This window comes from Pseudomonas sp. MAG733B (assembly GCF_036884845.1).
Lineage (GTDB): Bacteria > Pseudomonadota > Gammaproteobacteria > Pseudomonadales > Pseudomonadaceae > Aquipseudomonas.
This window is the reverse complement of record NZ_CP145732.1, coordinates 4369966-4383508: the sequence shown is the minus strand read 5'-3', so window position 1 is coordinate 4383508 and position 13543 is coordinate 4369966. Positions and strand designations below refer to the sequence as shown.

Here is a 13543-nt window from a genome sequence, read left to right as displayed (position 1 = left end):
GAGGTGACGCCATGCCCGTTATCGAATGCGCCAACAGCGACGCGATCAACCCGCCTGCCGGGCACTATTCACACATATGCAGTGCCGGTGGTTTTGTGATGATTTCCGGGCAGTTGCCGATCAATGCCGAAGGCAGGGCATTGGCCGACCGGCCTTTCGACGAGCAGGTGCACCAGGTGCTCACCAATCTTGGGCATTGCCTGGCTCGAGCAGGCGTGGACAAACACCATCTGGTGCAGGTCCGGGTGTACGTCACCGACATTGATCAATGGCCTGCTTTCAATCGGTTGTATGCGCAATGGCTGGGCGATCACCGTCCCGCCCGAGCGGTTGCCGGCGTGGCCCAATTGCATTTTGGCTGCGCCGTCGAAGTGGAAGCCATGGCACTGGCTGCCGGTATTGATGACAACAAGACAGGACTCAACCAATGACTTCGCCAGAATTGACGCTTCCAACCTATCAGGACGTGCTTGATGCCGCCGCTCGCATCGCGGGCCATGCTCATCGCACACCCGTACTGACGTCACGCACCCTGAACGGGCAACTCAATGCCGAGGTGTTCTTCAAGTGTGAGAACTACCAGCGCATGGGCGCCTTCAAATTTCGCGGCGCGTTCAATGCGCTGGCGCGTTTCGACGAACGTCAGCGAAAGACCGGCGTGGTGGCGTTTTCTTCCGGCAACCACGCTCAAGGCATCGCCTTGTCCGCGCGTATCCTCGGCATTCCCGCGACGATCGTGATGCCCCATGACGCGCCCGCCTCGAAAATGGCGGCCACTCGCGAATATGGCGCAAGCGTGGTGCTCTATGACCGCTACAGCGAGGACCGCGAGGCGATTGGTCGAACACTGGCGCACGAGCACGGTTACACGCTGATTCCATCCTACGACCACCCCGATGTCATTGCCGGGCAGGGGACCGCCACCCTGGAGCTATTACAGGAAACCGGTCCGCTGGATGCGCTGTTCATTTGCCTGGGCGGTGGTGGATTGTTGGCGGGTGGCGCTTTGGCGACCCGTGCACTGGCGCCTGACTGCAAACTGTATGGAGTCGAACCGCAGGCGGGGAACGACGGCCAGCAGTCATTTCGCAGTGGGAAAATCGTCCACATCGACACCCCGGACACCTTGGCCGACGGTGCGCAGACGCAGCATTTGGGTCAGTTCACTTTCCCGATTATCCACCGTGACGTTGACGACATCCTGACGGTGACAGACGCCCAACTGGTCGAAGGCATGCGTTTTTTTGCCGAGCGCATGAAGATGGTCGTCGAACCCACCGGATGCCTGGGATTGGCCGCCCTTCGTCATTCAGGCAAGGTGCTGGAAGGGCAGCGGGTGGGTGTGATTGTCAGTGGCGGCAATATCGACTTGGACCGCTACGCACGCTTGCTGGCGTGATGTGCTGGATGGCTCTGGACGAAGATTCGGGTGAAGCGACACACAGTTGTCACGACGGTGGTTTATTTACGAGCCCAACGCCAGTAGATTAGGCGGCGGTTTGCCACCATCTAGCTCACTTACAAGGAAGCAGCATGAACGTTAACTCATCATCGTCGTCATCCAGCGCATTGATCGCTGCCTATTCCTCTGCCGCCAATACCAGGGCAGATGGTCAAGGCAAAGTGGCCGATAGCGATCAGGCAGCAGGCAATTCGCAGAATGATGACTCGGTGAGTTTTTCCGGCACGGCCACTGACTACAGCGCTTCCATCGCCAGCAACGCGCCGTATTTTCCGGTGCGTGCGGGGATGAACGCCGACGCGTTGATTCTGGGTGTGGCCAAGCCTGGGGCGATTTCCAGTTCCAAGGACAAAACCTTTGCCGACGTGGCCATCGATGCCCGCAAGCGCATGGATGAAAAATACGCGCTGATGAAAGACAGCGGTAAGCCGTACGACAACAAGAACGTTGAGGATCGCAATGCGCTGATGGGCGATCTGGATCGGCGTTCGCTGTACGCCATTTCCACCAATGAAGGCGGCAATTTCACCAAGGAAGAACAGACCGCGGCCCAAGACCTGATGCGCCAGCAGGCGCAGCTCGCAACGGGCTACTACGTCGGCCCGGAAGACCAGAAGAAGAACTGGCGGGACCCGTTCGCCAACGACCCGGTCGGTCGCGCCAAGGCCGCCCTGAACTTCCTGGACAACATGAGCCCGGAAGAAAAATCCACGCCGCAATGGCTGACCCAACGTTCGACCATCCAGACCGCACTCGACCAGGCCACCGCCGCCGATCCGGTGGAACTGGCGAAGAAAAAGCAGCTGTACTTCCCGATCCTCGCCGAGATCCTGCAGAACGGCACCAGTTGGTTCGACAAGAAAGAGTCGGACGGCAAGAGTGCTGATGATTTGCTGAAGCAGCTTCAGGCGGTGGTTCAGTCGACGCAGTGAGTTGATCCGAATAGCGATCGCTGACGAGTCTATCGAGACTAAAGTTTGGCCAGCAGTTTGCTCAGTTCATGTTTCGCCGCTTCACCCGAATGCGCACGTTCGAGCAATCCCCGGGTCATGGATTTGTACATGTCCACGGCCTCGGGTGACGAGGTCACGCTGGCGATGCCGGTATGGACATTGGGCAGCTCGCCGAGGCGATAGGGGCTGACGGCGACATAGCTGGTATGCACCTGCTCGAAAATCTGGAAGGTGGCGCTGGGCAGGGTTTCGTCGATCAGGTAGATGTTGAATCGCGAGCCTTCGCTACCGATCTTGTCGATCAGGTTCTCGACTTCGCGCCGCGCCAGCAGTGAGCGTTCCATTCTCACGCTCGGTGGCAGATCAAGGCGACCGACAAGGCCGATGTGCAAGTAACGCTCGATCTGACGCAGGCTGATGATCGACTGCACTTCGAATTTCTGTTTGGAAAACGTCGCCTTACGCTCGTTGAGAATCTCAAGGATTTGCGCCTGCATGGCCGCTTGGCTGGCGTCGAAGTTCTTCGGCCGTGCTTCGTCGAGCATGGTCTTGAACAGCTCGGAGTAAGCGGGGGAGGTCAGCAGGTAGGAAAAGGGATCGAAGTAAGACTGGATGCTCACCGAGCGCGCTTCGAGTTGACGCATACGTTCGAAGTAGCCCAGGGCGTTGTCAAAATACTCGGTGTCGGAACCCAGCAGGCTGGTCAGGGATACCTTGAGCAATTGCGCCAGGCGATCCAGGGTTTCGAGCTTTACGATCTTGCCCATTTCCAGGCGATACACCGCAGCACGGGAAATATCGAGCTTCTCGGCCACTTGGTCGGCGTTCAATTGGCGACCGATGCGGTACGCCCGAAGGCGCTCACCGATGGCTTGATAATCGATTTGGCTCACTGCAACTCCGAAATGCTGATGTCCGATACGCGCCGTTCATGCGACTCAAGCAAGGAATCTGTTGACCTCATTACGACTTGGCTGTATCAATATTTAGACAGAAATTATTTGCTCGTCTAAAAAATACAAAAATGGTGCGGCCATGTCTATGTATATCCCACCCCAAGTCCCTATCCCGAGCCTGTCTCCGGGATGACGCCCGGCATTCACTGCCTCACAAACTGACCAAACACTGTTGAATCCGGTCGCCCTCGCCAAAGGGCGGCGCAGTTCGTTACGCCTGAAAAACCCTAAATCAATAAAAATACGGAGCACACCCATGAGGCATTCAACCGCCATACCTTCATTGCTGACGCTGTCACTGGCCGTTCTGGCGCCTTGCGCACTCGCCGCACCGGGCTTCAGCGACACCTTGATCGGCTATCGCTATAGCGATCATTACAGCGATCCCGGCAAAACCAAAGACGTTGCCAAGAACATCCTGCAGATCACCCACGTCAGCAGTTACAGGCTGGGACAGAATTTCATCAACCTGGATGTGTTCAAGTCCGACAGCACCGACCCGGCCAAGGGCGGTGGCACCGGTGCCACCGAGTTTTACCTGACGTACCGTAACCAGTTGCAGTACGGCAAGGTGTTCGATAAACCGCTGGCCTTCGGCCCGGTCAAGGACGTGGCCCTGACCGCCGGCTTCGACTACAACACCAAGAACAATGAGTTCGCTTCCGAAAAGCGCCTGTTGGTGTTCGGCCCAACGCTCAAGTTCGCCTTGCCCGCCGGTTTCCTCGACGCCAGTGTGCTCTACGCACGGGAGTGGAACCATTGCGGTCTCGATGTGTGCGGCAAGCCGGGCAATCACACGGATCTGCTGTTCGACCCGTTCTTCCAGTTCAACCTTACGTGGGGCGTACCGTTCATGGCGGGTCCGCTGCCGCTCAAGTTCCAGGGCTTCTACACCTACAGCAGCGAAAAGGGCGACGACTATCAGAATCGCCCGACCGGCGCCGAGCAGTTGATGCGTACGTCGTTGATGCTGGATGTCGGGCAGTTGGGCTGGGGCGAAAAGAATGTGCTGTGGATCGGTCCGGGTTACGAGTACTGGCGCAACAAATTCGGCAATGAGAAGGGGCCGGGAACGGATGTCGATGCGTTATCGATCAACCTGGAGTGGCATCTGTAGGCGCGCGATCTTTATTTTTCGCCTGACCAGTATCAAAAATTAGACAAAGCGTCTCATTTGTTCGTAGACTCAGCGCTTCGCTCCGGCGAATGAAGGACGGCGCTGTTTCCTTCCAGGGATGAGTCAGGCGGTTGACCCGGAATCCCGGATCACCCGCATCAACCACAGATAACAATAAGAGGTAATGATTGTGAAAACTCACAACGACTCAAGCGCCACCAAGGCGGATGCGTCACCACGCAAGGCGTTGATCGCCAGCGTGACCGGCTACGCCATGGATGGTTTCGATTTGCTGATTCTCGGCTTCATGCTGCCGGCCATAACCCTGGGCCTGGGGCTGACCACCTCCGAGGCCGGGTCGCTGGTGACCTGGACTTTGCTCGGCGCGGTAGCCGGCGGCCTGATATTCGGCCAGCTCAGCGACCGTTACGGTCGAGTCAAAATGCTCAGCGTGTGCATTCTGGTGTTCTCGATTTTCACCGGATTGTGCGCACTGGCGCAGGGGTATTGGGACTTGCTGACCTATCGCACCCTGGCCGGGTTTGGCTTGGGCGGCGAGTTCGGCATCGGTATGGCGCTGATCGCCGAAACCTGGCCGGCCCACAAGCGTAACCGCGCATCGTCCTACGTCGGTATGGGCTGGCAGGCAGGCGTTTTGGCTGCGGCGTTGTTGACGCCATTGCTGCTGCCGCATATCGGCTGGCGCGGAATGTTCCTGGTCGGACTGGTCCCGGCGCTGCTGTCCTTCGTGATTCGCCACACCATGGGCGAACCGGAGGAGTTCGTCAAAGCCACGGCCAACCCGATCTCCTTTACCCAGCGCTTCGGCCAGTTGTTCAAGGATGTTCCGACCACCAAGGCCAGTATCGGCGTGATGGTGCTGACCTCGGTGCAGAACTTCGGTTACTACGGAATCATGATCTGGATGCCCAGTTACCTGTCGCGCCAGTTCGGTTTTTCGCTGACCGCATCCGGCACCTGGACCGCCGCCACCGTGGTGGGGATGGCCTTCGGCATCTGGTTGTTCGGGCAACTCGCCGACCGCTTCGGTCGCTGGCGGATCTTTTTGCTGTATCAGGCGAGCGCGGCGGCGATGGTGTTGATCTACGCCAACCTGACGGACCCGATAAGCATGCTGTTCACCGGTGTGGTAATGGGTATTTTCGTCAATGGCATGATCGGCGGCTACGGTGCATTGATCTCCGACCTTTATCCGGCCCAGGTCCGGGCTACCGCGCAAAACGTACTGTTCAACGTCGGGCGTGGCGTCGGTGGATTCGGGCCGCTGGTGGTGGGAGCGATAGCCCTGGCGTATTCGTTCTCGGCGGCAATCATGCTGCTGGCTTCGATCTACCTTTTGGCCATGGCCGCCACGTTGTTCCTGCTGCCGCGCAGTCAGGGCGACAGTGGTGAGGCACGGCTGTCGAACCCACTTACAGCACAGCAAAAGTAGGCGCTTGGCCAGAACCGTCAACGTTGAAAAATATTGCAAAACCAGTATCAAAAATTAGACAAACGCTTTTCCAAGGCGTAGAGTCAAACCCAGAAATGCAGTAGAAACCACGACGCTGCCGGATTCACGGGCGGCGTCGCTTCTATTTTGATTTGACTGTATCAAAAATTAGACAAAGCGCTTAAACAAGAACATAAGAGGGCTTTCAAAATGACCGGGATCTCCAACTGCTGCCAGGCCATCGCCGTCACGCCGCCGAACGATACGCTGACAGTGGTGCTGTCCAACGAATGGGTCAACGACGAATACAAGCGTCTCGTCCTGCAAGCGGATGGCGCAGCGTGCCATTCGCAGCCAGGGCAATTCTTCAACCTGCTGTGCCCCAGCGAAGGTGAGCACAAGCCTTTCTTTCGCCGGCCGATGAGCACCTACAAGGCCGACCCGGTTAGTGGCCAGGTCGAGTTTCTCTACAAGGTCACTGGCAAAGGCACCTTCGGGCTGGAAACCCTGAGCGAACGGCAAACTCTGGAAATCCTCGGCCCGCTGGGTAAGGGCTTCGATCTCGATCCGGACTGGCGGCACATGACCATCGTTGCCCGGGGCGTAGGCCTTGCGACTCTGGCGCCGTTGGCCGAAGCGGCCCACGCCTTGGGGATCAAGCTGACCGCCGTGCTCAGCGCCCGCAGCGAAAAAAGCCTGCTGTCGCGCGAGCGTTTCGCCTCCCTGGGCGCTGAAGTCATCAGCGCACTCGATGAGGACGGCAGCAGCTCGCTGGAAAACATTGAAGCGCTGTTGCGCAAGGTAATTGCCCGCGAAGGCAGCAACGCCTTGTTCACCTGCGGCTCCAAACGCCTGACCCGCTTGCTCAAACGCTTGTCGAGTGAATTGGGACTGGCCGGGCAAGTTGCTCTGGAGCAGCAAATGGTTTGCGGTCTGGGCATGTGTCAGTGCTGCGTCGATGTGTTCGAAGTCGATGGTTTGAAAATCGGCAAACGTGTGTGTCTGGAAGGCCCGGTGTTCGACCTGGCGGAGGTGTTGGAATGATTGATCTGAGCGTAAACATCGGCGGCTTGCGCCTGAAGAACCCGGTGATGCCGGCGTCCGGAACCTTCGCCGAAGAACTCACCCACTTGCTGGATTTCAATAGCTTGGGCGCTTTGGTGACCAAGACCATCACCAGCGAAAAGCGTACCGGCAACCCGATGCCACGGGTCTGCGAACTGGCCGACGGCATGATGAATGCCATCGGGATTCCGAGCAAAGGCGCCGACCTGTTCATCGAAAAAGTCGTGCCGTTCTACCGCGACTTCGACTCGCCGCTGATCGTCAGCATCTCGGCGCCGACCGCCCAGGGTTTTGCCGAGCTGGCGGCGCGTTTGAGTGACGTGCCGGGCGTCGCCGGCATCGAGGCGAACATCTCATGTCCCAACCTCGAAGCCCACGGTGAGTCGTTCGGCATGCACGCCGACACCACGCGGCAAGTGGTCAAGTTGATGCGTGCCAGTACGTCGTTGCCGCTGTGGGTCAAGCTGACCCCCAATGCAGGCGACATCGTCGATATTGCGTTATCTGCGCAGGACGAAGGCGCGGATGCGGTGGTGGTCGGCAACACCTTGCTCGGGCTGTCGATTGACATCGAAAAGGGCAGGGCACGGTTGGGCAATTTCATGGGCGGGATCTCCGGCGCGATGATCAAGCCGTTGATGGTGCGGTTGACCTATCAGTGCGCCGAGGCCTTGCAGATTCCAGTGATAGGCTGCGGCGGCATCGCCACCGCCGATGACGCGTTGGAGTTCATCTACGCCGGGGCCAGTGCGGTGCAGGTCGGCACCGCCACCTTCATTCATCCCAAGACCATGAACCTGATGGTCAACGAGCTGGAAGTGTATTGCCGGCGCAAGGGCATCAGCCAGTTGAGCTCGCTCATCGGCAGCCTCGACGATTCTCCGGCCGCAGCCTTTGGAGCCTTGCCATGAGCACTTTGTGGAAACAACAGGCGCGGCGGATGTTCAGCGAAATCAGTGAACTGTCCTGTGACCCGGAAATCGGTATCACCCGCGAGAGCTACGGCGCTGGCGAAAACGCTGCGATTGCCTACCTCTCGCAGTTTGCCCGCAACAATGGTTTGCAGGTGCTCAACGACCGCGCCGGCAACGTGATTTTTCAACGAGCCGATGACGACGGACAGCCCGCCATCTGGATCGGCTCACATTTGGACTCAGTGCCCCAGGGCGGTAACTACGATGGTCTGGCTGGTGTCGTAGCGGGGCTGTTGTGCCTGTGCCGACTGGACCAGCAAGCGGTCCGGACTGAGCGCCCGATCCGTGTGCTGGGCTTGCGCGGTGAAGAGAGCGCCTGGTTCGGCAAGTCTTATATGGGCTCGCGGGCATTAATGGGCGGGCTCACATCGGCAGATCTGACGCTGGTCAACCGCTTCAGCAAAAAGACGTTAGGCGAGGCTATGCAGGCGGTCGGCGCTGACCTGGAAGCCGTCCGCAGTCAGCAATGGCTGATCGATCGCCGGCAGTTCGCCGGTTACCTGGAAGTGCACATCGAGCAGGCCGAATCTTTGGAAAAAATGGGTCAGGCCATCGGCATCGTGCCCGGCATTCGCGGCAATCTGCGACACAATCTGGTGCGCTGCCTGGGCGAGGACGGCCACTCCGGTGCAGTGTCCCGCGAGGATCGTCATGACTCCGTATTTGCAGTCAGCGAACTGGTCGCGCGCATCGACCAATTGTGGGGCCAGTGGCTGGAAGACGGCCGCGATCTGGTGATCACAGTCGGAACTCTCGGCACTAATGCTGCCCATCACGCGGTCTCGCGCATTCCCGGCGAAGTGAACTTCAGCCTGGAAATCCGCAGCCTGCATCAACCTACGCTGGAAGCCTTCCACGCCTTGATTCTGGCCGAAATCCGGCAGATCGAGGAACACCGTCAGGTGCGTTTCGAGTTCGATAAACGCATCGATACGCAACCGGCAGCCATGCATGAACCTTGGGTCGACACCTTTGTGCGCATGACCCGCGAGCATGGTTGGGAAGGCGTCCTGACACCGAGTGGTGCGGGGCATGACGCTGCGGTTTTCGCCAACGCCGGAATCCCCAGCGCCATGCTCTTCATCCGTAATCAACACGGCTCACATAACCCTTACGAGGCGATGGAGCTGGATGATTTCATCGAAGCCACCGAGGTGCTGTACCACGCCACACAGGAGCTGACGCTATGACAGACCATTCTCAATCCTGGCTGATACGCCATGCCACACTGGTCAACGAAGGCCAGCGCTTTTGCAGCGACCTGCGCATAGAGGACGGTCGGATCGCGCAGATTGCGCCCGCCATTGAGCCTCGCTCCGAGGAGCGGATGATCGATGCCACCGGGCTCTGGTTGCTGCCGGGGATGATCGACGACCAGGTGCACTTTCGCGAACCGGGCCTGACCCACAAGGCCGACATCGCTAGCGAGTCCCGAGCTTGCGCGGCGGGTGGCATCACCAGCTTCATGGAGATGCCCAACACCCGGCCTCCGGCTCTGGATCGCGATTCCCTGGAAGCCAAGTACGCAATCGCGGCGCAATCATCGATGGTCAACTACGCCTTTTACATGGGCGCGAGCAACGACAATCTGGAGGCGATCCGCGCTATCGATCCCAAGAGTACGCCGGGGGTCAAGGTGTTCATGGGCGCGTCCACCGGCAACATGCTGGTGGATGATCCTGCGGTATTGAACGGTATCTTTCGCGAGTCGCCGGTAACGATCATCACCCACTGCGAAGATTCGCCGATGATCGAGGACAACCTGCAAAAGGCACTGCGCAGTTACGGCGAAAGCATACCCGCCCACCTGCACCCGCTCATTCGTTCGCGCGAGGCTTGTATCAAGTCGACCCGGCTGGCCATCGCCCTGGCGCGCAAACACAATGCGCGCCTGCACGTGCTGCACATTTCTACTGCCGAGGAACTGGAACTGTTCGAACCGGGGCCGCTGGCGAGCAAACGCATTACCGCGGAAACCTGCGTGCATTTCCTGCATTTCAATGACCGTGATTACCAGCGCCTGGGGATGCAACTCAAGTGCAACCCGGCGGTCAAGACCGAGCGCGATCGATTGGCGATTGTCCAAGCGTTGGCTGAAGGGCGCATCGACGTGCTGGCCACCGACCACGCCCCCCATTTGCTCGAAGAAAAAAACGCCCCTTATCAGAAAGCACCATCGGGTGTGCCGCTGGTGCAGTTTGCCCTGCAAGCGGCGCTGGAGCGGGTGTTCGCCGGTGAGTTGAGCTTGGAACGGGTGGTCGAGGCGGTCAGCCATGCGCCGGCCAAATTGTTCGATGTCAGCCGTCGCGGCTTCCTGCGCGAAGGTTATGCCGCTGATCTGGTATTGGTCGATCCGCGTCAGCCACACACCGTGCAGCGCTCCGAGGTCCTGTCCAAATGCGGCTGGAGCCCGTTCGAGGGCAGCACCTTTTCATCGCGCATCGTCAGCACCTTCGTCAACGGGCAACGGGTCTGGGACGGCACGGCAATTCTGTCGGGTCTGCACGGCCAGCGTCTTTCATTCGATCGTTGATCACGTTCAAGGAGTCAGCCATGAATTTTTCAACCGCCGTCCAGGAGTTTCGCCAGGCCTTGCCCGGCACCGACGCCTTCAAGCGTGTGCGCGTGCAATGCGAGCAGATCATCCGCAATGTTCCCGATCACGCGGCAATGTGTTTCGTAATCGGCGAGTTCTGTCGTGCTTACGTGCTGTTTTATGAAGATCAGGAAGTGAGTCCGGAATTTGCCCATCAAGTGAAGGCGCAATTGCTGGGGTACATGAACAGCCTTGAAACCGCGCTACAGAGCTCGGATGAACGCGTGCTGTGTGCTGCGTTGAATGAAGTGGTAGTGGCTTATGCGGGTAGTCGGGGGCTGGTTTGAGCGCGAGTCCCCGGCAGGTTCAGAGTGCCTCGTCTGTCATTTACTGGCATCCAACACCACGCGATAGCGCGCCTTGCCACTGCGCAGATGATCGATGGCTTCGTTGATCCGGCTCATGGGAAACATCTCGACCTGCGGCACGATCTGATGACGTGCGCAGAACTCCAGCATGGTCGCCGTGTTGCTCGGCGAGCCGACCGGTGAGGCGGACAGGGTTTTTTGTTGCGGAATCAGGTCAAACACGTGCACCGGGATTGCACTGGGCACGATGCCGACAAAATGCAGGCGACCCTTGCCGCGCAGGGTGGCGAGGATGGTCGTCCAGTCGAGGTTGGCGTTGGCGGTGACCAACAGGAAGTCCAGGGTGCCGGCAATCGCTTTCAGCGCGTCGCTGTCGGTCGAGGCGATGACTTTGTGCGCACCCAGGCGCTTGGCTTCGTCCTGTTTGCTCAGCGATGAGGTGAACGCGGTGACTTCGCAGCCCCAGGCGTTGAGGAAGCGCAGCGCCAGGTGGCCGAGGCCGCCGATGCCCACCACGCCGACCCGATCGGTCGGTTTGATGCCGAATTCCACCAGCGGGTTGAACACGGTGGAACCGGCGCAAAACAGCGGACCGGCCAACGCCGGGTCGAGTCCTTCAGGTATTGGCAGGGCCCAGGCCCAATGCGAGCGCAACCGGTCGGCGAAGCCACCGTTGCTGCCGATGATGGTCGGTTGGACCGTGCGGCACATGTTGTGCGAGCCTTCGATGCAGGACGTGCAATGCATGCAACTGCCCTTGTACCAGCCGATGCCCACCCGCTGGCCCATTTCGAGACCGCGCACCTGCGCGCCCACCCGGACGATGCGGCCGACGACCTCGTGGCCGGGAATAAACGGGTACTGGCTGATGCCCCAGTCGTTATCGATCAGTGACTGGTCGGAGTGACAGACGCCGCAATATTCCACGGCGACTTCTACTTCTTCTTCACCCAAGGGACCGGGGTCGTAGCTGTATCGCTCCAGTGGCGCACCGGCCGCCGTTGCGGCCCAGCCGGTGAATGTCTTGAGTTCGGTATTGTCGCTCATGGAAGACCTCCAGATCAGGAGACGAGGGTTTGGCCGCTCGTGCAGCGGCGACGGAGCCAGAAAAGTGTAGCGGCTCTCTTTCCCGGCGCCATCGCCGTTGGCGGCAAACCTCTGAGCGGTCTTTTAGCCACGCACTGCCCGAGAGCGCCAGACCATCATTTTCTCGACCTGCATTTCCTTCATGGTGTGAGGAATACCGCCCACGCCATGCCCGGAGAGACGCGCGCCAGCGAACGGCATCCAGTCGACACGGAACAGAGTGTTCTCGTTGACCATCACCGCTGTGGCGTCCAGGTCCTGATAGCACTGCATCGCCGTGTCCAGATCGCGAGTGAATACCGCTGCCTGGAAAGCATAGGGCAGGGCGTTGGCCAACTGGATTGCGTCAGCCAGATCGTCGTAGGCATAGACCGCGACCACCGGGCCGAACACTTCCTTCTGCATTACGTTTGAGTCGATCGACGGATTCAACAACACCGTAGGCGCATAGCAGTTGTTGCCGAGTGCGCGGCCACCCGCGACCAAGCGCGCGCCACCGGCGACGGCGTCATCCACCCATTGGCTCACGCGGTTCACTTCACGTTCAGCGATCAGCGGGCCGACATCGGTGCGCGCATCGGTCGGGTCACCGACGACCATGGCGTCGCCCATTTGGCCCAGGCGTTCGGCGACCTGCTCGGCGATGCTGCGGTGGCAGAAAATCCGTTGCACGCTCACGCAGGCCTGGCCGGCGTGCCAGAAACCGCCACGGGCGATGCGCGGCAAGGCATCGTCGAGGTCGGCGTCCGCCGCCAGGATCACCGGCGCCACACCGCCGTGTTCCAGCGCGCAGCGGGTGCCCGGTGCGAGGGTCGAGCGCAGCATCCAGCCCACCGCCGCCGAACCGATGAAGCTGAAGAAACCCACCCGTGGGTCCGACACCAGTTTGCCGGTGAAGGCGTTGTCGGTCGGCAATACCATTTGCGCCCAACCGTCAGGCAGACCGGCTTCGGTGAGGATGTCGAGCAACGTGCGGCAACTCAGCGGCGTGTTGGCCGCCGGTTTGACGACCACTGGCGCACTGACGGCGATGGCCGGTACGACTTGGTGCACGATCAGGTTGAACGGGTGGTTGAACGCCGAGACGGCCGCAACCACGCCGAGCGGTTCGAATTGAGTGAAGGCTACACGGTTGGCCGACGTGGCGTTCAACCCCATCGGAATCACATGACCACCCTCGGTGCGCAGCACTTCGATGCAGTTGAGGATGCCGTCGATGCCACGCTCGACTTCGGTGATCGAATCCTTCAGCGGCTTGCCACCTTCGCTGGCCGCCTGGGTGGCGATCTCGACTTTGCGTGCACCGATCAGCTCGGCGGCACGCTGCAAGATCTCAATGCGCCGAGGCTTGGACAACCACTGGCTGCGGTCACGGAACAGGCCGTGGGCGATGCTCAAGGCGTGCTCGACATCGGCCTCGGTGGAAACCGCCACGTGACCGACGACGGCACCGTTGTAAGGGGAGTGCACAGCCAGGGTGTGTTCAGACATGGGACTTACCTCGAGTAATTCTAAAATGACAACCGCTGGCGCTGGGTCACGGCGCGATTCAAGCCGTGCCTGCCAAACCTGG

13 protein-coding genes are annotated in these 13543 nt (G+C 59.7%); 10 read left to right on the top strand and 3 right to left on the bottom strand.

Going from position 1 to position 13543, the window contains the following annotated elements; all coding sequences use genetic code 11:
- Positions 1–11: 11 nt before the first annotated feature.
- From V6Z53_RS19970 to V6Z53_RS19960, 3 genes are all read left to right on the top strand, one after another.
- Positions 12–431: a RidA family protein gene (locus tag V6Z53_RS19970; RefSeq protein ID WP_338581330.1), complete on the top strand. Its 420-nt coding sequence runs from the start codon at positions 12–14 to the stop codon at positions 429–431.
- A complete protein-coding gene (locus V6Z53_RS19965; RefSeq protein WP_338581329.1) occupies positions 428–1399 on the top strand; it encodes a threo-3-hydroxy-L-aspartate ammonia-lyase in 972 nt (323 codons plus the stop codon). Before V6Z53_RS19970 ends, V6Z53_RS19965 begins: the two co-directional genes overlap by 4 nt.
- Before the next feature lie 134 nt (positions 1400–1533).
- Positions 1534–2394: a hypothetical protein gene (locus V6Z53_RS19960; RefSeq protein WP_338581328.1), complete on the top strand. Its 861-nt coding sequence runs from the start codon at positions 1534–1536 to the stop codon at positions 2392–2394.
- 38 nt (positions 2395–2432) lie between these two features.
- Here the strand turns inward: V6Z53_RS19960 and V6Z53_RS19955 are convergent, their stop codons facing one another.
- On the bottom strand, positions 2433–3308 hold the full coding sequence (locus V6Z53_RS19955; protein WP_338581327.1) for a helix-turn-helix transcriptional regulator: 876 nt from the start codon (positions 3306–3308) through the stop codon (positions 2433–2435).
- Positions 3309–3627: 319 nt separating this feature from the next.
- Between V6Z53_RS19955 and V6Z53_RS19950 the strand changes: the two genes are divergently transcribed.
- The 7 genes from V6Z53_RS19950 to V6Z53_RS19920 all read left to right on the top strand — a co-directional run bounded on the left by V6Z53_RS19950 (position 3628) and on the right by V6Z53_RS19920 (position 10863).
- Positions 3628–4488, top strand: a complete 861-nt coding sequence (locus V6Z53_RS19950; protein WP_338581326.1) for a hypothetical protein — start codon at positions 3628–3630, stop codon at positions 4486–4488.
- A gap of 190 nt (positions 4489–4678) precedes the next feature.
- Positions 4679–5941 (top strand): MFS transporter, encoded by a 1263-nt coding sequence (locus V6Z53_RS19945; RefSeq protein WP_338581325.1) that lies wholly within the window; start codon positions 4679–4681, stop codon positions 5939–5941.
- Between the two features lie 210 nt (positions 5942–6151).
- A complete protein-coding gene (locus tag V6Z53_RS19940) occupies positions 6152–6985 on the top strand; it encodes a dihydroorotate dehydrogenase electron transfer subunit (RefSeq protein WP_338581324.1) in 834 nt (277 codons plus the stop codon).
- Positions 6982–7917 carry a dihydroorotate dehydrogenase gene (locus V6Z53_RS19935; protein ID WP_338581323.1) on the top strand — a complete coding sequence of 312 codons (936 nt, stop codon included), beginning with the start codon at positions 6982–6984 and terminating at the stop codon, positions 7915–7917. Before V6Z53_RS19940 ends, V6Z53_RS19935 begins: the two co-directional genes overlap by 4 nt.
- Positions 7914–9170, top strand: a complete 1257-nt coding sequence (locus tag V6Z53_RS19930; protein WP_338581322.1) for a Zn-dependent hydrolase — start codon at positions 7914–7916, stop codon at positions 9168–9170. Before V6Z53_RS19935 ends, V6Z53_RS19930 begins: the two co-directional genes overlap by 4 nt.
- A complete protein-coding gene (locus V6Z53_RS19925) occupies positions 9167–10513 on the top strand; it encodes a dihydroorotase (protein WP_338581321.1) in 1347 nt (448 codons plus the stop codon). Before V6Z53_RS19930 ends, V6Z53_RS19925 begins: the two co-directional genes overlap by 4 nt.
- A 20-nt stretch (positions 10514–10533) precedes the next feature.
- Entirely contained in the window at positions 10534–10863 is a 330-nt protein-coding gene (locus tag V6Z53_RS19920; RefSeq protein ID WP_338581320.1) for a hypothetical protein, read from the top strand.
- A gap of 36 nt (positions 10864–10899) precedes the next feature.
- Here V6Z53_RS19920 and V6Z53_RS19915 read toward each other — a convergent pair whose 3' ends face one another.
- Positions 10900–11931: an NAD(P)-dependent alcohol dehydrogenase gene (locus V6Z53_RS19915; protein ID WP_338581319.1), complete on the bottom strand. Its 1032-nt coding sequence runs from the start codon at positions 11929–11931 to the stop codon at positions 10900–10902.
- Between the two features lie 123 nt (positions 11932–12054).
- Positions 12055–13461 (bottom strand): aldehyde dehydrogenase family protein, encoded by a 1407-nt coding sequence (locus V6Z53_RS19910; RefSeq protein ID WP_338581317.1) that lies wholly within the window; start codon positions 13459–13461, stop codon positions 12055–12057.
- Positions 13462–13543: the final 82 nt, after the last annotated feature.